The organism is Micromonospora sp. NBC_01699 (assembly GCF_036250065.1).
Classification (GTDB): domain Bacteria; phylum Actinomycetota; class Actinomycetes; order Mycobacteriales; family Micromonosporaceae; genus Micromonospora_G.
Genome location: NZ_CP109199.1, coordinates 3,665,571 through 3,690,847 on the forward strand (window position 1 = coordinate 3,665,571; position 25,277 = coordinate 3,690,847).

The following is a 25,277-nucleotide window of genomic DNA, read 5'->3' on the forward strand; positions in this document are numbered from 1 at the left end:
GCCACCGGCCGGGTTCCCACACCACGGGGACCCGGCCGACGGCGTACCCGGTCAGCGCGGCCAGTCCGCCAGGCGCTGGTGGACGATCCGTACCTCGTCCGGGGTGAGGCCGTAGCGCGCGAACCGTCGGTCGGGTAGCCGGTCCAGGTAGTGACCGGCTGCCCGGACGTCCTCCGGGTCGAGCGCCGGGTCGTAGCTGTGGGCCAGCGTCAGCAACTCGTCCAGGCGGTAGACGTCCAGGGCGGCGGCGATGTCGATGTAGTCGCGTACCTCGCGGCGGGTGATCAGGGCGACGGTCTTGCTGGCGACCAGGTCCTGCACGTGCATGACCGGTCCCAGGTCCATCACCACCGGGCTTCGGTGCCGGTCGAGTCGCCCCAGGGTCAACCGGAGCTGCCGGCCCCCTCGGCTGACGACGAAGTCCTTCATGTCCTGGTCGAACCCGTCGAAGAGGCTGGCCAGTTCACCGGCGGGGTCTTCGTCGCGTACGTCGAATCCGGCCGCCTGAAGGACGTTGCGTACCTCGGTGGCCGCCGCCCCGGCCGCGCCGTCGACGTCCGCGAACAGGTCGAGATCCTCGGTTGGCCGGTTGACCAGGCCATGTGCGGCCCACGCCACTCCGCCGCCGAGGACGAAACCGTATCGGTCGGCGACCGAGAGTGCGACCCGGGCCACCTCCCGGTAGAAGTCGCCCAGATGGGCGGTGCTCACCCGGCCCGACGCAGCGTCCGGTGCCGGGCCTCCCATGCCCGCCGCACACCGTGCGGCAGGTTCAGGTCCGGCCAAGTCCGCCGCAGCAGGGTCCCGTTGACCAGGCGGCGCAGATCGTCGGTACGGGTGGCCTCGCGCAGGACGTTCTCGTACATCCAGAGCAGTTGGTCGGGATCGGCCAGGTCGAAGGTGCGGTCGGGGCACCACATCAGTCGCAACGGCAGCTCCACCACGCCGCCGACCGGCCCGGTCAGCTCGGTGACCGTGCGGGTCACCACGGCGGGGCGTCCCGGACGGGCCAGGAAGGTGCCGCCGGCCGCGGTTGTCTGGGTGCCGAGCATGGGGAGAGCGTAGCCCGTGGCCGGCGTGATCCGACCCAGGCATGTCCTTCCTGTCCGTTATGCGCCAATCGACGGCCCGGCGGACGACCCGGTGAGCACAGCCCGAGCGCGATTTTGCCGTCCGACCCGACCCACTGCCACCAGCCCGGCATTTCCGGAATGTCGGATGGGCCGGGCTCGTTACACCTTGCGTACGCCCGAGCAGCACCTGCCGGGCGTGTTGTTTTATCCCGGACTGCTCCTCCCGGAGTGCGTCATCCCCTCGGGATGCTCCCGCCGGAGCGTCACCCCCAACGGAAGGGCTCCCATCGTGAAGGACCGCTTCACTCGATGGCTCCCGGCCATCGCGCAGAACGACCTCCGTCGATACGCCCAGACCAGGATCGAGCGCGCCGACCTCGGCCGACGGCTTGAGCAGACCAAGGCGCTCCGAGCCGACCTGCGCGGTCTGACCCGCTACCAGATCCAGCGGCTCGACCTGGGTCGGCTGGCGGAGGGCAACCGCCGCAAGGCCGTACTCACCCTCGCCGGTGTCGCGGTCGTGGGCGGACTGGCCGCCGGTCCCGCACTGGCCGCCGACGACTCGACCTCGCCGAACGTGAACCCCGCCGCCGCGGCGCAACTGCGCCAGGCCGTGCAGGCGAGCAAGACCGACGCGAAGCCGCTCGTCGGTCAGCCGGCCAGCCCCGACGGGCAGACCGGCCCGGCACCGGCGCAGGCACCCACCTCGGCGCCGTCGCAGGCCGTCGACCGGCCCACGGACCAGCCGTCCCCCAAACTGGCGGAGCGGAAGTCCGACGACAAGCCGCGCCTGTCCGACCTGATTCCGTTCGGCACCCAGGGGCAGCAGGTTTCCACGCCGCTCTCCGGTGACCAGTGGAGCAACGCCAAGGCGATCGTGCAGACCGCCAAGCGGGAGGGTGTCGGCGAGCGCGGCGCGGTGATCGGAGTGGCAACCTCGCTACAGGAGTCGAAGCTCAACAACTACGGTCACCTCGGCTACCTCAACGACCACGATTCGCTGGGCCTGTTCCAGCAGCGTCCGTCGTCGGGCTGGGGAACGCCCGCCCAGGTCACCGACCCCGACTACGCCGCCTCGGCCTTCTTCAACGGGCTCAAGCGGGTGGACGGCTGGCAGCGCCTGCCACTGACCGACGCGGCGCAGACCGTGCAGGTCTCGGCCTTCCCGTTCGCGTACGCGCAGTGGGAGAACCAGGCCGCGCACATCGTGCAGGACCTCTGGAGCAACAGGTAGGTCGGCACCGAACAACGGCAACGCACCGGCCGGGTCCCGCAAGGGGGGACCCGGCCGGTGGCGTCGCTGGGGTCAGGGGGAGGTGAGCAGGGTGAGGCCGAGCGCGGCGAGCGGTTCGTTCACCGGCTGGAAGAAGGTGCTGCCACCGGCGGTGCAGTTGCCCGTACCGGCCACGAGCAGGCCCTGCGCCTGGTCACCGGAGACGAACGGGCCGGCGGAGTCACCCGGCTCGGCACAGACGGTGGTCCGGGTGAGGCCGGAGACGACCTGCCCCGAGGCGAAGTTCAGGGTCTGGTTGCGCGCCTGGACGATGCCGCACCGCCAGCCCGTGGTGGAGCCGTACCGGCAGACCGAGGCGCCGATCGGAGCCTCGACCGAACCCCGGATCGGTGCCGCCGTCGACCCGCCGGTCCGGATTTCGCCGCGCGGTGTCCAGCCCGGATTCAGGCGTACCCAGGCGTAGTCGTTGCCCGGAAACGACGAACTCGCGAACACCCCCATGACCTGCCCGTTCGGCGCGTACGCGGGATCTCCCGCCTGGCCGCAGTGGCCGGCGGTGAGGAACCCGCCGCGGACCGTGAAGCCGACCGAGCAGCGCATGCTCTGGGCGGTCAGGAACGGGTCACCGCCGCGTACGTCGGCCAGGGTCCGGGGGCGTTCGGCGCTCTCGACCACCCGGACGATCCCGGGCGACACCCCGGCTGTGCCGGCGAACGCCGTGGCGGCGGCCACCCCGCCCGGTGCGGTCTGCACGACGACGGCGTTGCCCACGACGTCGACGTACCAGCCCGAGACCGCACCGGGCGCGTGACCGGCCGCGCGGTCGAGTCGGGCCGCCGCCGCGACGAGGGTGGCCTCGGCGTACGGCACCAGCCGCACCCGCGTACCGGATTGTCGGGCGGTGTCCAGCGCGGCCGGGGTGGTCACCGCGACCACCCGGTCGCCTCGCCCGTCGAGCCAGCTACCCGCGAACTCGGCGCCGAGAGTGGCGCGCAGGTCGCGTTCGGCGCGGGCGGCGGCGGTCGCCGTGGCCAGCCGTGCGTCGGCCTGGTCGGGGGTGAGTCCGAGGTCGCGCCGCAACGCGGTCAGCATGTCCGTGGCGTCCACGGTCGTGCCGGCGGTGGGCGTGCCGGTGTGATCCGGCGTCGTGGTCCCGGCGCCGGCCGGGGTGGGGGATCCGGTGGCGATCATGGTCGCCAGCAGGATCGCGACCGGGGTGGCAAGTCTGCGCGACATGCCGTCAGGGTACGCCGAACGCATCGACAATCCTGCATACGATTAGCGTCATACGGTGTCCTCGACCAGGGCCGTGCGGTCCCCTCGACCGGGTCACGTCTTCTCGATCAGGCCGGACGGCCGGGTCAGATCCACCCGCGGCGTTTGAATACGGCGAACAGCCCGACCGCGATGCCGATGGTCACGATCGTCGTCACCACGAACTCGGTCATCGTGTGCTCCCACGGGAACGCCACATTCTGGCCGAAGAACCCGGTGATCGCGGTCGGTACGGCGATGATCGCGGCCCAGCTCGTCACCTTCTTGACGACCTGGTTCATCGTGTTGTTCTGCAACATCAGGTTCGTTTCGAGCATCGCGTTGTTCAGATCGCGCAGCGACTCGGTCCACTCGATCACCCGCAGCACATGGTCGTAGACGTCCTGAAAGTAGGGCAGCATCGGGGCGCCGACCAGGTGCATCGTCGGGCGCATCATCGAGTTGACCACCTCCCGCATCGGCAACGCGACCTGGCGCAGCCGGACCAGGTTGCGGCGGGCCAGGAAGGTCCGCTCCTGCAACTGCGCGTACGACTCCCGGTGCGGGCGGAACATCGTGTTCTGCAACTCCACCAGCGCCTGGTCGAGTTGCTGCACCGCCTCGAAGTGCCCGTCCACCAGCGCGTCCACCAGGCCGTAGAGCAGGAACGCGATTCCGTATTTGGCCATCTCGACGTTCTCGTCCCAGCGGACGAGCAACTGGTCGATGTTGAGCCGATCGTCGTACCGGACGGTGACCAGTACCCGCTGGTTGATGAAGGCGGCCACCTCGGCGGTGTTCAGCCCGCCGTCCGGAGTCAGCTGCGCCATGTACGTGTTCAGGAACAGGTGCGAGTCATACCGGTCCAGCTTGGCCCGCTGCGCCTGCTGGACGGCGTCCTCGACGGCGAGCGGATGCATGCCGAAGTCCTCGGTCAGCAGCGCGATCTGCGCAGCCGTCGGGCGGCACAGGTCGAGCCAGGCGTAGGACCTCTCGATCTCGTTGAGTCGACTGGCGACCTCGGTCGCCGGGAAGTCCTGCGCGATCAGCTCCCCGTCGCGGTAGAGCCGGCTGCGGACGTTCATCGCCCCAACCGCCGGCCGGGCCGACCGGCGACCGCGGCGCAGCCGACCGGCGTGGATCCGGCCGCGACCCTGGTCACGGCTGCTTCCGGACCGGCACCAGCCAGGAGTCGCGCAGGTCGAACACGGCGGCGGCGAACCGCCCACCGGGCACCGTGGCGGCGACCGTGACCGCGTCGGCCATGGTGTCGACGTCCGACATCGACGGCAGCGCCTCGACCAACAGACCCAGGTCGCTCAGCGCCTCGCGCGTACGCGCCCCGGTGTCCGGACGCGAGGTCGGCACCGTACGCAGTGCCCGCGCGTCGGTCGGGTCGTGCAGTCCGAGCGCCCACCAGCCGCCGTCCAGGGCGGCGCCGAGCAGCGCCTGCGCGCCGCCGTCGAGCCGGCGGGCGGCGGCGTCGAGCAGGGTCCAGTGCAGGTGCGGGGTGTCCATCCCGATCTGCAACACCGGCTGGCCGGGAAACCGGGCGGCGACGTCCAGGTGGGCGTTGCACAGCCGGTCGCCGAACGTCGACCCGTGCTGGTCGAGCACCGTCCAACCGGACAGTGCCCGCCGGATCTGCTCGCCCCGGCTGGCCTCGGCCAGGTCGCCGGCCAGGGCGACGACCGGCGTCACCGCCGGGGTGGCCGCCACCGCGTCGAGCGTGTCGAGCAGGCCCGCGGCGGCGATGTCGGCCGCCTGCGCGGGACTGGCCGGCGGCGAGAGCCGGGTCTTCACCACCCCGGCGACCGGCGCCCTGGCCAGCACCAGCAGCACCGGTCGCGCCGGGCTCACGCCGGCACCCGGGCCAGGTCACGGGCCGCCCGCAGGCTGCCGCGTACGGACTCGGAGGTGCCAGACGTACGCGCTCGGTAGTCCACCCGTGGTGATTCGGTCACGACCACTCACTCCTCGCGCTGCATGGGTCGAGCCGCAGTTAGCCATTGTGCGGAGGTTTAAACGCCGCCCCGGCAGGCCGTCGCGTCCGGCGTCTGAGTCGTTGTGCCGGCACCGCCACACGCCCTGCCCTATCGTCGGAATTGTCAGGCTTTCCCGACCGGTCAGGGGAGTGGTGCCGCGGTGGGCGTCCGAACCTGGATCGAGGGCTGGCCGGTCTACCGCCAGCTCACCGGCATCGACCCACTCGGCCGGGGCGCCGCGGTGCAGTCGTCGCTCTCCGCCGCGCTCAGTCCCAGGACCGAGACCGCCGACACGGTGGCCCGGTCGATCTGTCCCTACTGCGCCGTCGGCTGCGGGCAGCGGGTGTACGTCCGGGACGGGAAGGTCACCCAGATCGAGGGCGACCCGGACAGCCCGATCTCGCGCGGGCGGCTCTGCCCCAAGGGCGCGGCCAGCAGGAGCCTGGTCACCAGCGAGCGGCGCCAACACCGGGTGCGCTACCGGCGGCCGTACGGCACCGAGTGGGAGGACCTCGACCTCGACACCGCGATGGACATGATCGCCGATCGGCTCCTCGCCGCCCGCGACGCCACCTGGGAGGACGTCGACGACGCGGGGCGACCGCTGCACCGGACCCTCGGCTTCGCCAGCCTCGGTGGGGCGACCCTCGACAACGAGGAGAACTACCTGATCAAGAAGCTGTTCACCGCCGCCGGCGCGTTGCAGATCGAGAACCAGGCCCGGATTTGACACTCCTCCACCGTCCCCGGTCTGGGGATCAGCTTCGGGCGCGGCGGCGCCACCGGGTTCCAGCAGGACCTGGCCAACTCGGACTGCATCATCATCCAGGGCTCGAACATGGCCGAGTGTCACCCGGTCGGGTTCCAGTGGGTGATGGCGGCCAAGGAGCGCGGCGCCACCGTGATCCACGTTGACCCGAGGTTCACCCGGACCAGCGCCATGGCCGACACCTACGTGCCCATCCGCGCCGGCACCGACATCGCGTTCCTCGGCGGCATCATCCGGTACATCCTGGACAACGAACTCGACTTCCGGGAGTACGTGCTGGCGTACACCAACGCGGCCACCATCGTCAGCGACGACTACCAGGACACCGAGGAACTCGACGGCCTCTTCTCCGGCTACGACCCGGAGAGCAACACCTACGACCCGACGAGCTGGCAGTACCGGGGACAGGAGCAGGAACAGGAGGGCGGCAACACCGCCATCGAGCGGGACACCGCCAGCGGACTGCGGCACGAGTCGCACGGCGTACCGGTCGGCGGGGCGACCGACCGGGACGAGACGCTGCGCAACCCGCGCTGCGTCTACCAGATCCTCAAACGGCACTACGCCCGCTACACCCCGGAGATGGTCGAACGGGTCTGCGGCATCCCCCGGGAGAAGTTCGACCGGGTGGCGCGGGCGTGGACCGCGAACTCCGGTCGGGAACGCACCAGCGCGCTGGTCTACTCGGTCGGCTGGACCCAGCACAGCGTCGGCGTGCAGTACATCCGTACCGGGGCGATCATCCAACTGCTGCTCGGCAACGTCGGCCGACCCGGCGGCGGGGTGATCGCGCTGCGCGGGCACGCCAGCATCCAGGGCTCCACCGACATCCCCACCCTGTTCAACCTGCTGCCCGGTTACCTGCCGATGCCGCACCACGCCCAGCACCCCACCTTCGACGAGTGGATCGACAGCATCCAGCACCCCGGTCAGAAGGGGTTCTGGGGCAGCGCCCGCGCGTACGGGGCGAGCCTGCTCAAGGCGTACTGGGGGGACGCGGCCACCCCGGACAACGACTTCTGTTACGACCACCTGCCCCGGATGACCGGCGACCACGGCACCTACCAGCAGGCACTCGACATGATCGACGGCAGGATCAAGGGTTACTTCCTGCTCGGCCAGAACCCCGCCGTCGGCTCCGCGCACGGCCGGGCCCAGCGTCTCGGCATGGCGAACCTCGACTGGCTGGTGGTCCGGGACCTGTTCATGGTCGAGAGTGCGACCTTCTGGCGCAACGGCCCCGAGGTCGCCACCGGCGAGATGCCGCCGCAGGAGTGCCGGACCGAGGTCTTCTTCCTGCCGGCGGCGTCACACGTGGAGAAGGAGGGCACCTTCACCCAGACCCAGCGGCTGCTCCAGTGGCGGGAGAAGGCCGTCGAACCGGACGGCGACTGCCGCTCCGAGCTGTGGTTCTTCTACCACCTGGGGCGGATCCTGCGGCAGAAGCTGGCCGCCTCCACCCTGCCCCGCGACCGGGCCCTGCTCGACCTCGCCTGGAACTACCCGACCTCCGGCCCGCACCACGAGCCCAGCGCCGAGGCGGTGCTGCGCGAGATCAGCGGGTACGACATCACCACCGGCCGCCCGCTGGCCTCGTACACCGAGCTGAAGGACGACGGCAGTACCGCCTGCGGCTGCTGGATCTACTCCGGGGTGTACGCCGACGGGGTCAACCAGGCCGCCCGCCGCCGCCCCTGGACCGAGCAGACCTGGGTCGCGCCGGAGTGGGGCTGGGCCTGGCCGGCGAACCGGCGGATCCTCTACAACCGGGCCTCGGCCGACCCGCAGGGCCAGCCGTGGAGCGAACGCAAGGCGTACATCCGGTGGGACGCCGACGCGGGCGCCTGGACCGGGCCCGACGTGCCGGACTTCGAGAAGACCAAACCACCGTCGTACCGGCCGCCGGAGGGGGCGGTCGGGATCGCGGCGCTCGCCGGCGACGACCCGTTCATCATGCAGGGCGACGGAAAGGGCTGGCTGTACGCGCCCGCCGGTGCCCTCGACGGGCCGCTGCCGACACACTACGAACCCGGCGAGTCGCCGATCCGCAACCCGCTCTACGACCAGCAGGCCAACCCGGTCCGCAAGCTCTACCCACGGCCGGACAACCCGATCAACCCGAGCCCGCCGGACCCGCACACCGGCGTCTACCCGTACGTGTTCACGGTCAACCGGCTCACCGAGCACCACACCGCCGGCGGGATGAGCCGTAACGTCGGCTACCTCAGCGAGCTACAGCCCGAGATGTTCGTCGAGGTCTCCCCGGAACTGGCCAGGGAGCGCGGCCTGACCCACCTGGGCTGGGCGCACCTGATCACCAGCCGGGCGGCGATCGAGGCACGGGTGCTGGTCACCGACCGGCTCACCCCGCTGCGCGTCGACGGCCGGACGCTGCACCAGGTCGGACTGCCGTACCACTGGGGCGGCGAGGGCATCGTGCGCGGCGACTCGGCCAACGACCTGGTCGGCATCGTCCTGGACCCGAACGTCCTGATCCAGGAGAGCAAGGTCGGCACCTGCGACGTACGGCCCGGTCGGCGCCCCCACGGTAGGCGGCTGCTCGCGCTCGTCGCCGAGTACCGGGGCCGGGCCGGCCTGGACAACGGAAGGGTCTGAACATGCCCGACGCCGCCCACTGGTCCGCCGCCGTCGACCCCGCCCCGGACGCCGGCTACCCCGACGCACCGCCCCGGATGGGCTTCTTCACCGACACCAGCGTCTGCATCGGCTGCAAGGCCTGCGAGGTCGCCTGCAAGGAGTGGAACGCCGTACCGCAGCAGGGCCTGGACCTGCTCGGCATGTCCTACGACAACACCGGCGCGCTGAGCGCCAACTCGTGGCGGCACGTCGCCTTCATCGAGCAGGCCCGCCCGGCCGGGGGACACCAACCCGCCCTCGCCGGCACCCCGGCCGGACCGCCGGCAAGCCCCACCTCCGCGGCGATCGCCGCCCGCAGCCCGGTCGACACCGGAACCCGACCGGGTACGCCGCCGGCTCCGGAACCGTCCGCCGCTGCCCGGATGGCGCTGGGCGAGCCGGAGTTCCTCGGCATGCCCGGTTCCGTGCCACCGGGGCGCCAGCGCGGCGGCGACCGGTCCGACCTGCGCTGGTTGATGCTGTCCGACGTGTGCAAGCACTGCACCCACGCCGCCTGCCTGGACGTCTGTCCGACCGGGTCGCTGTTCCGGACCGAGTTCGGCACGGTCGTGGTGCAGCAGGACATCTGCAACGGCTGCGGCTACTGCATCCCGGCCTGCCCGTACGGGGTGATCGACCAGCGGCGCGACGACGGTCGGGCGTGGAAGTGCACCCTCTGCTACGACCGGATCGGCGCCAACCTCACCCCGGCCTGCGCCCAGGCCTGCCCGACCGAGTCCATCCAGTACGGCCCGCTCGACGAACTGCGCCAACGGGCCCGGTCCCGGGTCGAGCGGCTGCACCTCGCCGGCACCCCGGAAGCCCGGCTGTACGGGCACGACCCGGCCGACGGCGTCGGCGGTGACGGCGCCTTCTTCCTGCTCCTCGACGAACCCGAGGTGTACGGCCTCCCGCCCGACCCGGTGGTCACCACCCGTGACCTGCCCCTGATGTGGCGGCACGCCGCCGTCGCCGGACTGACCATGATCGCCGCGGTCGTCGTCGCGTTCGTCGGGCACCGGCGATGACCGCCCCGGCCGGTGCCGCCCGGTTCGACCGCCGGGTCGGGCCCGGTGATCCCGATCGGGCCGGCATGCCCGACCACCGGGAACGGTTCACGTCGTACTACGGCCGGCCGATCATCAAGGCGCCGGTGTGGAAGTGGGACATCCCGGCGTACCTGTTCACCGGTGGGCTGGCCGCCGGCACCGCCCTGGTCGCCGCGGCCAGCCAGTTGACCGACCGCCCCCGGCTGCGGGTGGTGTCCAGGGCCAGTGCGCTGGGCGCGATCGGCGCCAGCACCTACTTCCTGATCCACGACCTGGGGCGGCCGGAACGGTTCCACCACATGCTGCGGGTGGCGAAACCGACCTCGCCGATGTCGATGGGCACCTGGATTCTGGCCGCGTTCGGGCCGGCGGCCGGGATCGCCGCCGCCGCCGAACTCGCCCCGCTGCTGCCCCGTCGGGGCCCGCTCGGGTGGGTCGGCCGGGCGCTGCCGGTGGTCGGGGACGCCGCCGGACTGGCCGCCGGTGCGCTGGCCCCGGCGCTGGCCACCTACACCGGCGTGCTGCTCGCGGACACCGCCGTACCGGCCTGGCACGACGCGCATCCGCAGTTGCCGTTTGTCTTCGCCGCCGGCGCGTTGGCCAGCGCCGCCGGCATCACCCTGCTGGCGGCGCCGCCCGGTGAACATCCGCCGGCCCGTCGGCTGGTGTTCGCGGCGGCCGCGACCGAGCTGACCGCCGTCCGGAAACTGGTCCGGATGGGGCTCACCGGCGAACCGTACCGGCACGGGCTCGCCGGCCGGCTGATCCGGGGCGGTCGGGTGATGCTCGCGATCGGGGTGGCCGGCAGCCTGCTGGGGCGGCGCAGCCGCGCGGTTTCCGTCGTCGCCGGTGCCGCCTGCCTCGCCTCGTCGGCCCTGATCCGGTTCGGTGTGTTCCAGGCCGGGCTCGTCTCCGCCCGCGACCCGCGCTACACCGTGGTGCCGCAGCGCGAGCGGCGGGAACGACGCACCGCCGGCGATCCCACCGCCGACTGATTCGCCCCGATTCGGCCCTGGTCCGGCCTGGTTTGTGCTGTAGTTCGCGGATGGACCTGCTGCCCGGTGGATGTACCCGTCCACCCACCGGCGCGCCGGTCGATCCGCGCCGGCGGGTGCCCCGGACGGACCTGGTGCTGGCCGATCCCCGGTTGGCGGGCGCGGTCGCGACCCTCGGCCGGGCCAGGGTCAAGGTCTCGATCGGCCACGCCCAGGAGCGCGCCAGGCGCGGCGAGATCGGGCCCGAGGACGTTCCGACCGTCGTCGCCGCCACCCTCTCCGGGGCCGTCGCCGGCCCCCGGCCGGTGGTCAACGCCACCGGCGTCGTGCTGCACACCAACCTCGGCCGGGCCCGACTGTCGCCGACGGCGGTCGCCGCGCTGGTCGTGGCCGCCGGCCACACCGACGTCGAACTCGACCTCGGCACCGGCCGGCGGGCCCGGCGCGGCCGGGGTGCGCTCGCCGCGCTCGCGGCGGCCGTCCCGGACGCCGAGGCGGTGCACGTGGTCAACAACGGCGCGGCGGCACTGCTGCTCGCCGCCACGGTCCTCGCCGCCGGCCGGGAGATAGTGGTCAGCCGCGGGGAGCTCGTCGAGATCGGCGACGGCTTCCGCCTGCCCGACCTGCTCGCCTCGACCGGGGCCCGGCTGCGCGAGGTCGGCACCACCAACCGCACCACCCGCGCCGACTACGCGGCGGCGCTCGGACCGCACACCGGGTTCCTGCTCAAGGTGCATCCGTCCAACTTCGTCGTACGCGGCTTCACCGCCGCCGTACCGGTCGCCGACCTCGCCGGGCTGGGCGTACCCGTGGTGGTCGACATCGGTTCGGGTCTGCTGGCGCCGGAGGCGCTGCTGCCGGACGAACCCGACGCCGCCACCGCGCTGCGCTGCGGCGCGGCACTGGTCACCGCCAGCGGCGACAAGCTGCTCGGCGGGCCGCAGGCCGGGCTGCTGCTCGGCCGGACCGAACTGGTCGAACGGCTCCGCCGGCACCCGCTGGCCCGTGCCGTACGCGTCGACAAGCTCACCCTGGCCGCCCTGGAGGCCACCCTGCGCGGGTCCGGAACACCCACCTGGCAGGCGCTGCGGGCCGACCCGGACGGGTTGCGGGTACGGGCCGAGTGGCTGCGCGCGGCACTCACCGCCGACGGCGTACCGGCCGGGGTCGTCGGCTGCGCCGCGGTCGTCGGCGGCGGCGGCGCCCCCGGCGTGGAACTGCCGTCGTGGGCCGTCGCCCTGCCCGCCGGGTACGCCGCCGCGCTGCGCCACGGTGACCCGGCGGTGCTCGGCCGGGTGGAACGGGGACAACTCCTGCTCGACCTGCGCTGCGTGCCGCCCGAACTGGATCCGGCGCTGCGCGTCGCGGTGCACCGGGCGGCCGGGCGCGGACCCCGGCCCGGCGACTGACGGTGCAGGTCATCGCGACCGCCGGACACGTCGACCACGGCAAGTCGAGCCTGGTCCGGGCGCTCACCGGGATGGAGCCCGACCGGTGGGCGGAGGAACGCCGCCGGGGCATGACGATCGACCTCGGCTTCGCCTGGACCAGCCTGCCGTCCGGTGCCGGGGTCGCCTTCGTCGACGTACCCGGACACGAGCGGTTCGTGCCGAACATGCTCGCCGGTGTCGGCCCGGTGCCGGCCGCCCTGATGGTGGTCGCCGCCGACGAGGGCTGGATGCCGCAGTCCGCCGAGCACCTCGCCGCGCTGCACGCCCTCGGCGTCCGGTACGGGCTGCTCGCGGTCACCCGTACCGACCTGGCCGATCCCGGTCCGGCCACGGCGCAGGCCCTCGACCGGATCGGGGCGACCTGCCTCGGCCCGGTCGACGCGGTCGCGGTGAGCGCGCTGACCGGTGCCGGCCTGCCCGAACTCCGTACGGCGCTGGACCGGTTGGTCGGGCGGATGCCGGTGCCGGCGGCGGACGCGCCGGTCCGGTTCTGGGTGGACCGGTCGTTCACCGTGCACGGCAGCGGGACCGTGGTCACCGGCACCCTCGGCGGGGGCGAGCTGCGCACCGGCGACGAGCTGGAACTCGGGGTCACCGGCCGGCGGGTACGCGTACGCGGGCTCCAGTCGCACGGCGTGGCCCGTGATCGGCTCGCCGGGGTGGCCCGGGTCGCGGTGAACCTGCGCGGAGTCCCACGGGACCGGGTCGGGCGCGGCGACGCGCTGCTCACCCCCGGCCGGTTCCAGCCGACCGACGTCGTCGACGTGCGCCTGCACGGCGACCCGGTGGCGCGGCTGCCGGCCACGGTCGTGCTGCACCTCGGCTCGGCCGCGGTGCAGGTCCGGGTCCGGCCGCTCGGCGTCGACACCGCCCGGCTCCGGCTGGCCCGCCCGCTGCCGCTGCGGCTCGGTGACCGGGGACTGCTGCGGGATCCGGGACAGCGGCGGGTGCTCGGCGGGGTGACGGTGCTGGACGTCGTACCGCCGCCGTTGCGGCGCCGGGGTGCGGCGGCGAGCCGGGCGGCGGACCTGGCGGGCATGGACGGCCGGCCCGACGAGCGGGCCGAGTTGCGCCGCCGGGGACTGGTCCGGCGGTCCGGGTTGGAACGGATGGGCCTGATCGTGACCGGTCGGCCGGTGGTCGGCGACTGGCACGCCGACCCGGACCACTGGCGTGACCTGACCGGTCGCCTCGCCGACGAGGTGCGCCGCTACCTCGCCGATCGTCCGCTTGAGCCGGGCGTCCCGCCGGCGGCGCTGTGGCACCGCCTCGACCTGCCCGACCGGGCGCTGGTCGAGGCCCTGGTCGGCCCGCCGCTGGTGGTCCGGGAGGGTCGGATCACGATCGGTACGGCAACCGGTGCGCTGCCCCCGGCGGTGAGCCGGGCGGTCGACCGGGTCGGCGCCGACCTCGCCGGAGCCCCCTTCCGGGCCCCGGAGGCGACCCGGTTGGCCGAGATCGGCCTCAATCATCGGGAACTGGCGGCGGCGGTACGGGCCGGGGCGCTGCTGCGCCTCGGCGGCGCCGTCGTCCTGCTGCCCGACGCCGTCGACGAGGCGGTCCGGGTGCTCGCCCGGCTACCGCAGCCGTTCACCCTCAGCGGGGCCCGACAGGCCCTGGACACCACCCGCCGGGTGGCGGTGCCGCTGCTCGAACTGCTCGACGCGCGGGGAGCGACCCGGCGGCTGCCCGACGACACGCGGGTCGTGTTGCGCCCACCACCATGAGCGTTCGCCTACACCGCTTCGACGCTCCCGCCGAGTACGGTGTGCGGGACGAATCCGGCCGGTCATCCGCGCCCGGCGGGACGACCGGTAACCCGGTTCGGCGGTGGGGAGTGACGATGTTGGAGACGGGTCTGAAGTGGCCGGCTACTCCGGCGGCGGCATTCGAGTTGCTGCTGGAGGGCAACCGGCGGTTCATCAGCGGCGACCGCCAGCACCCGCACCAGGATGCCGACCGCAGGACCGCGCTCGCCCCGGCGCAGCGGCCGTTCGCGGTGCTGTTCGGGTGCTCCGACTCGCGGCTGGCCGCCGAGATCATCTTCGACCGCGGCCTGGGTGACCTGTTCGTCGTGCGGACCGCCGGGCACGTGGTCGGGCCGGAGGTGCTGGGCAGCATCGAGTACGCCGTCGCCGTACTGGACACGCCGTTGATCGCGGTGCTCGGACACGACTCCTGCGGTGCCATCGCCGCCACCCTGGCCGCGATCGAACACGACGTCACCCCGGCCGGCTTCATGCGGGACGTGGTCGAGCGGGTCATGCTGAGCGTGCTCCCCGTACGTGAGCAGGCCGCGACGGATCCCGACATCGCCGTGGAGGAGCACGTCAAGTACACCGTCGACATGCTGGCGCACCGCTCGGCGGTGATCGCCGAGCGGTTGGCCGACGGCAGGTGCGGGGTCGTCGGTCTGTCGTACCGGCTGGCCGAGGGCAGCGTGCGCCGAGTGGGCGGCTTCGGGGTGTGACGGCCGATGGACCCGGTGACGACCTGGCGGGACCGTAACCACCGTTGGCGGATCGAGGCGATCCGCGCACCGGACCTCAGGTTCGCCGTGTACGCGACCAACGGCACCACCGAGTCGGCACCGCTGTGGCTGTTCGGCCTCGCCGGCCTGGCCCGCTGGCTGATGATCCAGGGGCTCGAACTCGACGACCTCGAAGAGATGTGACCGCCGTCGGTCGCGTTCCGATCGGTGTCACACCCCGGCGCAGGCGCGGTCACCCACCCGGCAGCTCTCCGGCTGGCGCTCGCTCAGCGCCGCGTTCACCTGGAACGTGAACCGGGCCGAGCCACCCGCGGGTACGGCCGCTCCGGTGAACGTGACCGTCCGCCCCTTCTGGTCGTGGTCCGCCCCGGGTGAGCCCGTCACCGTGGCCCCGCCGTGCAGGACGACGGTGACCGACCAGCCGGTCGCCTCGGCGGTGCCCGAGTTGGTCAGCACGATCTCCCCGGTGTAGCCGAGCAGTTCGTTGGAGGCGCGGGCGTACCGGGCGTCGAGGTTCGGGCGGCCGGGCAGCGGGGCGTTGCCGGCGGGCGGCCCGCCGGCCGTGGGCGACGCCGGGGGCGTCGCGGCGGTCGGTGTCACGGACGGGCTGACCGGTGCCGAGCCGGTCGCGGTCACCGCTGGCGCACCGGCCGCTGACGGTACGGCGCCCGCCGCCGGGCCCGCCGGCCCGCTGCCGGCAACACCGGAGGGGGTGGCCGAGACCCGGGGGGCGGCGGTGGTGGTCGGGCCGAGCGGGCGGATGACCGCGATCACCACCATGGTGCCGCCGAGCACGATCGCGGCGGCGATCAGCCCGACCGCCAGCCGCCGCCGGTGCCGCTCCGGGCCGCCGTCGGCCGGTGCGCCGTCGGCCCACGTACCGCCGGGGGTGGCGCCGTCGACGGTCGGGTCGGCCGCCGCGTCGGTGGTGGGCGTCTCCGAGGTGAAGTCGAGCTCGCGGAACGCGAGCCAGTCCAGTACGGCCGGCAGCGGTCCGGCGAGCAGTTGGTCGAGGTCGTGCTGGCGCTGCTCGTCCTGCTCGGCCGTCCAGTGCCCGTCGGTGCCGGACTGCCGCAGGGTCAGCCGGCAGCCGTCCTCGGTGTCGGTGAGCTCGAACGCGACCAGCACCCGTACGCCGCTCTCCCGCCACCGCAGGACCAGCCGCCGGGGCTCGTCGACCTCGACCACCGCGCCGTTGACCGCACCGTCGAGTGCGGGCAGGCCGATCGGGCGCAGCTCGAACGGCGCGCCGTCCTCGGGTACCAGGTCGGTGGCGCCGAGCCACTTCTCAAGCAGCTGTTGGTCGGTGAGCGCACGCCAGACCCGGTCCACGGGGTGGCGCAGGTCAACCTCTGTCCGGATATCGGTCACCGCGTGACTGTACCGACCCACTTGTCCGGGCAAACCGCCCCGCCGGCCCACGCGGCTGGGGTTAGGTGGCCTCAGGGGTGGATGGGGGGCGACGGGGGTCGTGGGAGGACACGGCACGGAGTTGGGGCTGGTGCTGCTGCTGGTCCTGATCAACGCGGCCTTCGCCGGCAGTGAGATGGCGCTGGTCTCGCTGCGTGAGGGCCAGATGCGCGGCCTGGCGCGCGGGTCGCGTAACGGGCGGGTCCTGGCCCGGCTGGCCCGCGACCCGAACCGGTTCCTGGCCACCACCCAGATCGGCATCACACTGGCCGGGTTCCTCGCCTCGGCCGCGGCGGCGGTGTCGCTGGCCGAGCCGCTGATCGGCCCGCTGGGTTTCCTCGGCGGGGCCGCCCGACCGGCAGCGGTGGTGGTGGTGACCGCGATCCTGACCTTCGTCACGCTGGTGCTCGGCGAGCTGGCGCCGAAACGGGTAGCCATGCAGCGGGCCGAGCGGTGGGGGCTGCTGGTCGCCCGGCCGCTGGACCTGTTCGCGACCCTGGTGCGGCCGGTCGTCTGGCTGCTCAGCGCCGCCACGAACCTGGTGGTCCGGGTCTTCGGCGCCGACCCGCACGCCACCCGCGAGGACATCAACCCGGAGGAACTGCGTGAGCTGGTGGTCAGCCAGCGTGGGGTGTCGCCGCAGCAGCGGGAGATCCTCACCGGGGCGTTCGAGATCGCCGACCGTACCCTGCGGGAGATCCTGGTGCCACGCCGAGAGGTCACCAGCCTGCCCGCGACGATGGCGATCGAGCAGGCACTGCTCCGGTTGGCCGAGGCCGGTCGGTCCCGAGCGCCGGTGACCGGGCCGACCGGGCTGGACGACGTGGTCGGGGTGGTGCACATCCGCGACCTGGTCGGCGGCGGGTGCCGGGTCGGCGAGCGGGCCCGGCCGGCGGTGTTCCTGCCCGAGATGCTCCGGGTGGCCGACGCGATGCGGCAACTGCGCCAGCACCGTCACCAGCTCGCGCTCGTGGTGGACGAACGGGGTGCCACTGACGGGCTGATCACGATGGAGGACCTGCTGGCCGAGGTGGTCGGCGAGTTGTACGACGAGACCGACCGGGACGTCGAGTCGGTGGTCCGGGAGCCGGACGGGGCGTTGCTGGTGCCGGGCAGCTTTCCGCTGCACGACCTGCCCGATCTCGGGATCACCCTGCGGGTCCCGCTGACCGGGGAGTACACCACCGTCGCTGGTCTGCTGCTGGCCGGATTGGGGCACCTACCCACCGGCCCCGGCGAGACCCTGCGGCTGCCCGGACTGACCGCGCAGGTGGTCGAGGTCGCCGGGCACGCCATCCGGGCGGTACGGCTGCGTACCGGCGCCGAGCACGGCCAGGGTGAACCGGACCAGGGGTCCGACGACCGCCGGTGACCGGGTCGGTCGGTACGGGTCCGGCGGGTCGGTCGCGACCCGCCGACCCGTACGGGCACGGTCCGCCCGAGCGGGGGACGCCGCTCACCCGCGTTATTACGTTAATTGCGTGAAAAATAATGGATTACGGACTTTCCTGTCGGTCCTGGCAGGGCTGGCGGTGATCTTCTTCGGCACCAGCGAGGGTCAGGACCTGACCACCGCCATCCTGGTGCTGGCGCTGGTGGCGGGCCTGATCGTCTGGCACCTCACCAAGCCCGGAAACCCCTCGACAAGCTGACCGCACCCGCCGATCCGGCAGCGCGTACCCCGCCGGTCGGTCAGCGGGCCGCCACGGCGCGGGCCAGGTCGCCGGTGAGTTCGCGGTCGTCGATCGGCTGCTCACCGAGCGACACCCGGACCAGGGCCGAGGCCAGCCGGGCGAAGTCCGCGCCGCCGGTCAGGTCGCCGAGCTTGTCCGCCGACGCGGGCAGCCCGAGCCGCTGCGCACCGGTACCCACCCGCCGGTCGGTGTACGGGCGCAGTTCCGGCCAGACCGCCTGGACCTCGCGCAGGAATATCTCCGACCCGGTCGGGCCGATACCGGGAAACTCGGTGATCAGCCGGCGCAGCGCCGGTGGGTCGTCGCCCGCCTCGGCGTGCAGTTTGCGCAGGTCGCCGTGCCAGCGGTCCAGGCAGAGCCGGGCGCCCGCGACGAGCATGGTCGCGGTCCGTTCGTCGTACCGCCGGTAGTGGCCGCGACCGAGCGCGGCCAGCAGACTCCGCCGGTTCGCCGCCGCCATCTGCTGCGGCGACCGGAATCCGGCGGCGAACAGTTCCCTGGCGGCGGCGATCGCCACGCTCGCCCGGATCCTGGTGCTGAGCAGCGTGGTGAGCACCAGCAACTGGTACAGCGGCACCGGTCGGTCGGCCAGCTCGATCCCGGCCTGCTGGGCGTACGTCTGCCCGTACCGGTCGAGCAGGGCCCTGACCACCTCACGATCGTTCATGACCTCTGCCTACCCGCTGACGCCGCCGCTAGCCCGGCCGGAGCACCGGCATGGCCGACCGGGGGCCGGGTAATCGAGCCGGTGCGGGTCGGTGCGTCGAGCGCCGGCACCGAGCGCGGAAGGAGACAGCGATGACGAACGTGCAGCAACCCGAGATGCGACGCAACGAGAACAACCCGACCGTGCAGGACAGCAAGGGTCCGCGGCCGGGCGACCGGCGCCAGTCCTCCGGTGGCGCCGCCCGACCTGTCCCACCGGAACAGGTCTCCCCGTACGGGCCGTCGGCCCGGCCGGTGGCGCGGGCCGCCGAGCCCGAGCGCCGCTCCGAGTAACACCGGCGGCCGAGACGTCGGCGGGCACGGTCATCGGGACCGGCCCGACCGACCCAGCCGGTACCAGGTGGCCGCCGCCGCGAAGCCGTACGCCAGGTGGGGCACGGCGTCGGACAGCCAGTCCGACCGGCTCCACCGGCGCGGATCGGTGACGCCGAGACCGGTCATGGCAGCGTCCGAGGCGAACATCGCACCGGCGCCCAGGACGATCCCGACCACCGGCAGCGGCCACCTGCGTCCGGCGGCCAGCACCGTCACCAGAACCGCGGCGCCGACCCCGGTGCCGTAGCCGAGCAGGGGCCCGAGGCCCGAGCGGCGGTTCGCCGCCCGTTCCCCGGGCCCCAGATCCAGGTGTACGGTCCGGGCGAACCGTCCGGCGGTCTGCTCCGGCGTACTGCTCGCCGGCCGGGCCCGGACCAGCATGTCCAGGTACGTGACCGCGTTCAGCGCCAAAGTGCCGACCGTGCCGGCGATGGCGCCGTCCACGGCGGCGGCGCGCCGGTCCACGCCCGAGTTGCCGTACGCCCGCATCGTCATCTCCGCTCGTCGCGTCCGCGTTCACCCTTGGGGCCGCGCCCGCGCTCGCTGCGCAACACACCCCGCTGGCCCCGGTCGTCCTGTAGGACCTGGTTCGCCACGGTGTTGGCGCCCTTGTCCACGGCGCGCCCGGAGTCCTCGATGAGCTTGCGCAGCCGCGCCCGTTCGACGTCGTACGCGTTGCTGCCCGGTCGTGGTCCTGGCATTCGCTTGTCCCCGTTCCGTTTGTGTCCGACGGTGTACCCGGGGTGTCTACCCGCCCAGGTGGGGGCCATTCGCGTCGCGCGGCTGGAGGTCGGCCTCGCGCCCGGCGTCGGCCACCGTCCGGGTACGCGGTTCCGGTTGCACCTGCGCCGTGTGGTGCACGACCGCCACCGGACTTTCCGCATGGTGCAGGACGTGCTGGCTCACCGAGCCGAGCAGTAGCGCGCCGAGGGCGCCCCGGCCGTGTCCGCCGACGACGACGAGTTGGGCGTACCGGGAGAGTTCGACCAGGGCCGGTGCCGCGCGGCCGGGGATGAGCTGGCGGTTGATCTCCACCTGTGGGTAGCGCTCCCGCCAGCCGGCGACCGATTCGGCCAGCACCCGGTCCTCGTCCTCGCGCAGTGCCTGTTTGTCGTGCACGGTCGGCAGCACGTCCCCGGCCTGGGTCGAGACGGGGTGCCGGTAGGCGTGCACCGCCACCACGTGGGTGCCGCGCAACGCCGCCTCGTCGACGGCGAAGGCGATCGCCCGGGTCGAGCGCGGCGAGCCGTCGATGCCGACCACCACCGGCCCGGTCGGGTCGGGTCGTCCCCGGGCGACCAGGACGGGGCTGGTCGCGTGGGAGGTCACCTGGACCGCCACCGATCCGATCAGCAGGCTGGTGAGGCCGCCCAGGCCGTGGTCGCCGATCACCACCAGGGCGGCGTTGGTGGACTCCCCGACCAGTACGGCGGTGGCGAACCCGGTCACCACTTCGCCGGTGACGGAAAGGCCCGGTGCCGCCGCCCGTGCCTCGGCGACCGCCTCGGCCAGCACCTGTTCGGCCTGCTGACGCAGCCCGCCCTCGGGCGGGCCGGCGGGTGACGGCTTGCCGGACACCTTCAGCTTCGGCCAGACGAAGGCGTGTACGACCCGCAGCGGGCGGGACCGGCGCAGCGCCTCGTCCACCGCCAACCGGACCGCGGCCAGCCCGGTCGGCGACCCGTCGACGCCGACCACCACCGGCGCTCCGCTCGGTACGTCCACGGCTGGCCCTCCTCCCGCTGGCGATGGGGGCGGGGGTCACCCCCAGTATGGGCGGGTGCGGTGGCCGCCGGGGCCAGAGTCGACCAGGTCGTAGGCCGAAAGCCGGTTCGGTCGTGGTGCTGCCGATAATCTGCCTTTGTTCGCGACCCGACCAGCGCGATCACCATGGGGGCGACGATGGTTACCGTAGAACTCACCCGGTTCCGGGTGGCATCGCAGCGGGCCGAGGAAATGCTCGCCGCGCGACCGGCCATGTTGCGCGACTTCGAGGCCGACCGGGAGGGCTTCCTCGATGCCCGGTTGGTCCAGTTGCCCGATGACGAGTGGGTCGACATCGTGTTCTGGCGGTCGCCGGAGGATCTTGCCGCCTCCCGGGCCAAGGGCGGGAACCTGCCCTACATCCGGGCGTTCTTCGAACTGATCGACGAACTGGTCAGCTCCGAGGAGGGCAGGGTGCTCGACGGCCGGGTCAGGTGAGGTCTACGCGCCGGGTACGGCGGCTCCGGGCAGGTCGGTGGCCGGGTCGATGACCCAGTGGTGGGACCGGAGCAGCCGGTCGGCGAAGGTGACCTCCTGCTCGCCGACCAGGGTGAAGCCCAGCGAGCGGCAGATGCCGTTCGACGGGCCGTTGGTGCTCGCGGGGTAGGCGTGCACCGGTCCCCAGCGCCGTTCGTCGCGGGCCCGTTCGAGCAGCGCGAGGGCGGACCGTTTGGCGAGCCCGCGCCCCTGGAACTCCGGCAGGACCATCCACCCGATCTCGGACACGACCTCGCCGTCGTTGTCGTGCGACCACAGCGCCACCGTGCCGGCGACCAGCTCGGGGCGGTTCCCGTCGGGCACGATCATCATGATCCAGTCGGTGTCCGCCGCCGCCCGCTCGGCGTCCCGGGCGACCTTCGCCTCGATCCCCGTACGCGGCAGCGGGCCGCCGAGGTCCGCCATCATCACCGGGTCGCAGCGCATCCGCACGTACGCCTCGACATCGCCCGGCTGCACGTTCCGTAACAGCACCCTCGCTCCTCAACCATTCCGACGTTCCGTTCCGCTCGGAGTCCACCACACCGGTACGACAACCGCCCGGCCGACGGGTCCACTCTGTACGCTGACCGGGCCGACCGACCGAGCGCGGCAGCAGCCGTACGCCGTAGCACCGAACGCCGTAGCAGAGGACTCCGTCGATGACCGAGACACCCGTTGCCCCGAGCACCGCCCGCATGATCGACTATTGGCTCGGCGGCCGGCACCACTACCCGGTCGACGTGGCCGCGGCCGGCGCGTTCGAGGGCGCGTACGGGCCCTGTGCGGAGATCTTCCGGTCGCTGCGTGCCTTCCTCGGCCGCTCGGTGGCGTACCTGGCCGAGCACGGGACCGACCACTTCCTGGTCTTCGGTGCGGGCGTGCCGACCTGCGGCAACGTGCACGAGGTGGCCCCGGACGCGCACGTGCTCTACACCGACATCGACCCGGTGACCATCGCGCTGGGGCATGAGGTGCTGGCCGGCAACGACCGCGCCGGGTACGCCTTCGGCGACGCGACCGACCCGGCGACGATCGACCCGGAGGCGCTGGCGAGGTTCCTGCCGGGCTGGGGGCGGGAGCCGATCGGGGTGGTCTTCCTCGGTCTGGCCGCCTTCCTCGACGATCCGACCCTGGCCCGTACGCTCGACCAGCTCCACCGGGCCGTCCCACCGGGCAGCATGTTGGCCTTCGACTTCGACGGCGAGGAGCTGACCGGCCACCCGGAGGCGCTGGCGATGATGGGGGAGGGCTTCCACATGCGCGACCCGGCCGCCTTCCCGGACCTGCTCGGAAACTGGCGGCTGACCGCCGAGGGCATCCTCCCGGTGGCGCGTTGGCGCCCCGACGGCCCGCCGGCCGAGGTGCCGGACGCCTTCCACGGCGGTGTCGCGCTGCGCTGACCGGGTGACCTCCCGGCCGCCGGCGGAACGGATCGGCACCCGCCGCGAGACCCACCCCGGCGCCCGGCGACTCAGCCGGCGGTGACCAGGGTGACCAGGCCGGCGGCGACCAGTACACCGGCCCAGAGCCGATCCACGTTGAACCAGGCCCGACGCAGCACGCCGAGCCCGACCACCTCGTACACCAGCACGGACAGCGCCGCGGCCGTGGTGAACATGGCGACGGTGTGCAGGCCGGCGGCGGCCAGGCCGCTGAGCGCACGGACGGGTGCGGCGGCCAGCGCCGTACCGTGTCCGCCATGTCCGGCCGGCACCGGCCCGGCGAGCAGGACCGGCAGCAGCATCAGCCCGGCGCCGTGCGCGGACGACATGAGGAACGACCAGCCGGCGAGCTGCGGCAGCGTGAGCCGCATGCCGGCCCAGCGGAAGTGCCGCCGGGACAGGATCCGCCACAGCCCGAATCCGACCAGCGCCAGCCCCACGCTCACCGGCACGACCGTGCCGGTGACCACCGAACGGGTGGCGCTGACCAGGCTGGCCACGATCGCCACCGAGGCGAGGTGCCCGGCGGCGATTGCCGGCAGGGCGGAGAACAGGGCGGCGCGGCGCCGTTCCTGCATTCCCCTGGCGACCGCGAAGAGCCAGCCCATGGCCGGGTTGAGACCGTGGAACGCGCCGAGCGCGGCCAACGCGCCCCACTGCGCCCAGGTCACGGGAAGCAGTACGAGTCGGACGAGGCGTCGCCGCCCTGTAGCCGGGTCTGGTGTACCCGCAGCCCCCGGAAGTCGTCGCCGTGCGGGAAGAAGCGCTCGTCCACGGCCAGCCCGCCGGCCTCGATGTCGACGTCGAGTTTCGCCTGCCAGGCGCCGACCCCGTCGGGGTAGAACTGGTCGTCCCAGGCACCGTAGAGCGAGTTGGTCACGTACACCCGGCGGCCGTCCCGGCTGACCTCGACCATCTGCGGACCGCCGGAGAGCGCCAGTTCCGGCCGGGCCGGGTGCGGGTCACGACCGACGATCCCGCCGAGCCGGACCGAGCCGGTCTGCACCGGGTGGAAGGGGTCGCCGACGTCGTACTGCCTGAGTTCGCCGGTGCCCCAGCAGGAGACGTACAGGAACCTGTCGTCGACGGAGAGGTCGATGTCGGTGACCAGTGGCGGCACCGCCCCGAACGGTTTGAGCAGGTCGGGCAGGAGTTCCGGGTCGGCCGGCTCGGCCGGGATGTCGATCACGCGGGTGGCCGCCCAGCGGTCGCCGTCGCGGTGCCACAGCCAGATCGAGGCGGACAGGTCCTCGACGCTGATCACCACACCGACGAAGCCGTACGTCCGGGTCGGGTCGTGCGCGGGACGCAGTTCCAGCGGCATCTGGTACTGGTCGCCCAGGTCGACGGTCTGCACGTGGGTACGTCGGCGCAGGTCCCAGAAGTGCAGCGCGTGCCCGTACCTGCGGCCGAGCAGCAGCTCACCGACGATGCCGTCCTCGATCATCGACGGGGTGCCCCACTCCGAGGTGACCAGCACGTCATGGTTGAGGTGCCACCAGGCGTCGTACGCGAGGTACTGCGGTCCGCGGTCGGCCTCCCACGCGCCGCGTACCTCGAACGTGTCGTGGTCGAGTACGGCCAGCCCGCCGGGCCCCTCCTCGCCGTTCGCCCCGCCGAGTGCGGAGAGGTAGATGCCGTCCGGTCCACAGTGCACGGTGTGCGGTCGGGAGTAGCCGGCCCGGTCGGCCAGTTGCTCGGGGCCGAGTTCCTTGACGATCTTCGGCCGGGTCGGGTCCGGCCCGGTGTCGAGCACGTAGATCCGGGACGAGCGCAGACCGGGCACGATCAGGTAGCGCCGTTCGACGTGCGGGTGCGGGTTGGTCGGGCAGAGCGCGCTGCTGCACGCGTTCCAGCCGAAGTGGTGCAGCTCGTCGCCGGTGTGCGGTAGCTCGGTCCAGCCGACCACGCTGCCGTAGCGGTCCGAGTCCGGGTCGACGTCGACCACCGCGATGGCGTCCGGCCGCTGGGCGGTGCGGTCGAAGGCCGCGACGTAGGCGAGCTTCTCCGGCGGTGCGTTGACCGCGTCGCGGGGCGAGGCGTAGAAGGTCGGGTCCGGGGTCCATCGGGTCACGAGCTGCTCCCTGGTCGGATGGCACTCTGCTCGGGTCGCGGGCAATTCCCACTAAGCAGGTAGAGCATACCGGGAAAATAGGTGAGCCAGGTCACATTGATCTAGACCCTGTGCTCGTCCGGCGGCTACCTTCGGCGCCATGAACCGAAGCACCCGCCTGGTCCGGCGCCGCTTCGTCGACTACCAACGGGTTTGCAGCAGCAGCTGTTGACGCCGCTGGCGACGGGGCCGACATCCCGGCCCGCGTCACATCCCGGTTGACCGACCCGGCCGACCGTCCCGTTCGGACGGTGCCACGGTCACTCCCGACCTTCCCCCCACCACGCCCGGCCGTGCAGGTGTGCCGCAACGTCGCGCACACGCTGCCCGACCGCCGCATCCGGTGTGCCGCGACGACGCGTCCACCGTGTCCGGAATCCCCACCGAGCCGCCGG

25 protein-coding genes and 1 pseudogene are annotated in these 25,277 nt (G+C 72.9%); 13 read left to right on the plus strand and 13 right to left on the minus strand.

The window, feature by feature from the left end; translation table 11 throughout:
* Window positions 1-51: 51 nt before the first annotated feature.
* A complete protein-coding gene (locus OG792_RS15970; protein WP_329110456.1) occupies window positions 52-711 on the minus strand; it encodes a nucleotidyl transferase AbiEii/AbiGii toxin family protein in 660 nt (219 codons plus the stop codon).
* The gene (locus OG792_RS15975) at window positions 708-1,052 is read right to left on the minus strand and encodes a hypothetical protein (RefSeq protein WP_329110458.1); all 345 of its coding nucleotides are present in this window, start codon (window positions 1,050-1,052) and stop codon (window positions 708-710) included. Before OG792_RS15975 ends, OG792_RS15970 begins: the two co-directional genes overlap by 4 nt.
* A 310-nt stretch (window positions 1,053-1,362) precedes the next feature.
* Here OG792_RS15975 and OG792_RS15980 point away from each other — a divergent pair, with 310 nt between their 5' ends.
* On the plus strand, window positions 1,363-2,307 hold the full coding sequence (locus OG792_RS15980; RefSeq protein WP_329110459.1) for a hypothetical protein: 945 nt from the start codon (window positions 1,363-1,365) through the stop codon (window positions 2,305-2,307).
* 72 nt (window positions 2,308-2,379) lie between these two features.
* Here OG792_RS15980 and OG792_RS15985 read toward each other — a convergent pair whose 3' ends face one another.
* The 3 genes from OG792_RS15985 to OG792_RS15995 form a co-directional block, all read right to left on the minus strand.
* Window positions 2,380-3,543: a S1 family peptidase gene (locus tag OG792_RS15985; protein ID WP_329110461.1), complete on the minus strand. Its 1,164-nt coding sequence runs from the start codon at window positions 3,541-3,543 to the stop codon at window positions 2,380-2,382.
* A gap of 125 nt (window positions 3,544-3,668) precedes the next feature.
* Window positions 3,669-4,646, minus strand: a complete 978-nt coding sequence (locus OG792_RS15990) for a magnesium transporter CorA family protein (RefSeq protein WP_329110463.1) — start codon at window positions 4,644-4,646, stop codon at window positions 3,669-3,671.
* 73 nt (window positions 4,647-4,719) lie between these two features.
* Entirely contained in the window at window positions 4,720-5,421 is a 702-nt protein-coding gene (locus tag OG792_RS15995; protein ID WP_329110465.1) for a TIGR04282 family arsenosugar biosynthesis glycosyltransferase, read from the minus strand.
* A 285-nt stretch (window positions 5,422-5,706) separates the two neighbouring features.
* Between OG792_RS15995 and fdh the strand changes: the two genes are divergently transcribed.
* From fdh to OG792_RS16030, 7 genes are all read left to right on the plus strand, one after another.
* A complete protein-coding gene (fdh, locus tag OG792_RS16000; protein ID WP_329110466.1) occupies window positions 5,707-8,931 on the plus strand; it encodes a formate dehydrogenase in 3,225 nt (1,074 codons plus the stop codon).
* Between the two features lie 2 nt (window positions 8,932-8,933).
* Window positions 8,934-9,980: a 4Fe-4S dicluster domain-containing protein gene (locus tag OG792_RS16005; protein ID WP_329110468.1), complete on the plus strand. Its 1,047-nt coding sequence runs from the start codon at window positions 8,934-8,936 to the stop codon at window positions 9,978-9,980.
* Window positions 9,977-10,996: an NrfD/PsrC family molybdoenzyme membrane anchor subunit gene (nrfD, locus tag OG792_RS16010; protein WP_329110469.1), complete on the plus strand. Its 1,020-nt coding sequence runs from the start codon at window positions 9,977-9,979 to the stop codon at window positions 10,994-10,996. The genes OG792_RS16005 and nrfD overlap by 4 nt, the downstream gene beginning before the upstream one ends.
* A gap of 50 nt (window positions 10,997-11,046) precedes the next feature.
* Window positions 11,047-12,405 (plus strand): L-seryl-tRNA(Sec) selenium transferase, encoded by a 1,359-nt coding sequence (selA, locus tag OG792_RS16015; protein ID WP_329110470.1) that lies wholly within the window; start codon window positions 11,047-11,049, stop codon window positions 12,403-12,405.
* A gap of 2 nt (window positions 12,406-12,407) precedes the next feature.
* Window positions 12,408-14,174: a selenocysteine-specific translation elongation factor gene (gene selB / locus OG792_RS16020; protein ID WP_329110472.1), complete on the plus strand. Its 1,767-nt coding sequence runs from the start codon at window positions 12,408-12,410 to the stop codon at window positions 14,172-14,174.
* A gap of 116 nt (window positions 14,175-14,290) precedes the next feature.
* Window positions 14,291-14,917 (plus strand): carbonic anhydrase, encoded by a 627-nt coding sequence (locus OG792_RS16025; RefSeq protein WP_329110473.1) that lies wholly within the window; start codon window positions 14,291-14,293, stop codon window positions 14,915-14,917.
* A gap of 6 nt (window positions 14,918-14,923) precedes the next feature.
* Window positions 14,924-15,121 carry a hypothetical protein gene (locus OG792_RS16030; RefSeq protein ID WP_329110475.1) on the plus strand — a complete coding sequence of 66 codons (198 nt, stop codon included), beginning with the start codon at window positions 14,924-14,926 and terminating at the stop codon, window positions 15,119-15,121.
* A 27-nt stretch (window positions 15,122-15,148) separates the two neighbouring features.
* Here the strand turns inward: OG792_RS16030 and OG792_RS16035 are convergent, their stop codons facing one another.
* Window positions 15,149-16,309 carry an SRPBCC domain-containing protein gene (locus OG792_RS16035; protein ID WP_329110477.1) on the minus strand — a complete coding sequence of 387 codons (1,161 nt, stop codon included), beginning with the start codon at window positions 16,307-16,309 and terminating at the stop codon, window positions 15,149-15,151.
* A 100-nt stretch (window positions 16,310-16,409) separates the two neighbouring features.
* Between OG792_RS16035 and OG792_RS16040 the strand changes: the two genes are divergently transcribed.
* Both OG792_RS16040 and OG792_RS16045 read left to right on the plus strand, forming a co-directional pair.
* Window positions 16,410-17,720: a hemolysin family protein gene (locus tag OG792_RS16040; RefSeq protein ID WP_329110480.1), complete on the plus strand. Its 1,311-nt coding sequence runs from the start codon at window positions 16,410-16,412 to the stop codon at window positions 17,718-17,720.
* Between the two features lie 109 nt (window positions 17,721-17,829).
* Window positions 17,830-18,000, plus strand: a complete 171-nt coding sequence (locus tag OG792_RS16045; RefSeq protein ID WP_442932423.1) for a hypothetical protein — start codon at window positions 17,830-17,832, stop codon at window positions 17,998-18,000.
* Between the two features lie 40 nt (window positions 18,001-18,040).
* Here the strand turns inward: OG792_RS16045 and OG792_RS16050 are convergent, their stop codons facing one another.
* On the minus strand, window positions 18,041-18,709 hold the full coding sequence (locus OG792_RS16050; RefSeq protein WP_329110482.1) for a hypothetical protein: 669 nt from the start codon (window positions 18,707-18,709) through the stop codon (window positions 18,041-18,043).
* A gap of 131 nt (window positions 18,710-18,840) precedes the next feature.
* Here OG792_RS16050 and OG792_RS16055 point away from each other — a divergent pair, with 131 nt between their 5' ends.
* Window positions 18,841-19,041 carry a hypothetical protein gene (locus tag OG792_RS16055; protein WP_329110483.1) on the plus strand — a complete coding sequence of 67 codons (201 nt, stop codon included), beginning with the start codon at window positions 18,841-18,843 and terminating at the stop codon, window positions 19,039-19,041.
* Window positions 19,042-19,071: 30 nt separating this feature from the next.
* Here OG792_RS16055 and OG792_RS16060 read toward each other — a convergent pair whose 3' ends face one another.
* From OG792_RS16060 to OG792_RS16070, 3 genes and pseudogenes are all read right to left on the minus strand, one after another.
* Window positions 19,072-19,578: a hypothetical protein gene (locus OG792_RS16060; RefSeq protein WP_329110484.1), complete on the minus strand. Its 507-nt coding sequence runs from the start codon at window positions 19,576-19,578 to the stop codon at window positions 19,072-19,074.
* Window positions 19,575-19,784: a phosphatidylethanolamine-binding protein gene (locus tag OG792_RS16065; protein ID WP_329110485.1), complete on the minus strand. Its 210-nt coding sequence runs from the start codon at window positions 19,782-19,784 to the stop codon at window positions 19,575-19,577. Before OG792_RS16065 ends, OG792_RS16060 begins: the two co-directional genes overlap by 4 nt.
* A 157-nt stretch (window positions 19,785-19,941) precedes the next feature.
* Window positions 19,942-20,808, minus strand: a pseudogene (locus tag OG792_RS16070) (universal stress protein); the annotation flags it as partial.
* A gap of 177 nt (window positions 20,809-20,985) precedes the next feature.
* Between OG792_RS16070 and OG792_RS16075 the strand changes: the two are divergent.
* On the plus strand, window positions 20,986-21,285 hold the full coding sequence (locus tag OG792_RS16075; RefSeq protein WP_329110489.1) for an antibiotic biosynthesis monooxygenase: 300 nt from the start codon (window positions 20,986-20,988) through the stop codon (window positions 21,283-21,285).
* A 3-nt stretch (window positions 21,286-21,288) separates the two neighbouring features.
* Here the strand turns inward: OG792_RS16075 and OG792_RS16080 are convergent, their stop codons facing one another.
* A complete protein-coding gene (locus OG792_RS16080; protein WP_329110490.1) occupies window positions 21,289-21,819 on the minus strand; it encodes a GNAT family N-acetyltransferase in 531 nt (176 codons plus the stop codon).
* Window positions 21,820-21,986: 167 nt separating this feature from the next.
* Here OG792_RS16080 and OG792_RS16085 point away from each other — a divergent pair, with 167 nt between their 5' ends.
* Entirely contained in the window at window positions 21,987-22,727 is a 741-nt protein-coding gene (locus OG792_RS16085) for an SAM-dependent methyltransferase (RefSeq protein ID WP_329110491.1), read from the plus strand.
* Between the two features lie 71 nt (window positions 22,728-22,798).
* On the opposite strand, the gene OG792_RS16090 is transcribed toward OG792_RS16085, so the two are convergent.
* Both OG792_RS16090 and OG792_RS16095 read right to left on the minus strand, forming a co-directional pair.
* The gene (locus tag OG792_RS16090) at window positions 22,799-23,440 is read right to left on the minus strand and encodes a hypothetical protein (protein ID WP_329110493.1); all 642 of its coding nucleotides are present in this window, start codon (window positions 23,438-23,440) and stop codon (window positions 22,799-22,801) included.
* Window positions 23,437-24,843 (minus strand): selenium-binding family protein, encoded by a 1,407-nt coding sequence (locus OG792_RS16095; protein ID WP_329110496.1) that lies wholly within the window; start codon window positions 24,841-24,843, stop codon window positions 23,437-23,439. Before OG792_RS16095 ends, OG792_RS16090 begins: the two co-directional genes overlap by 4 nt.
* Between the last annotated feature and the right edge of the window lie 434 nt (window positions 24,844-25,277).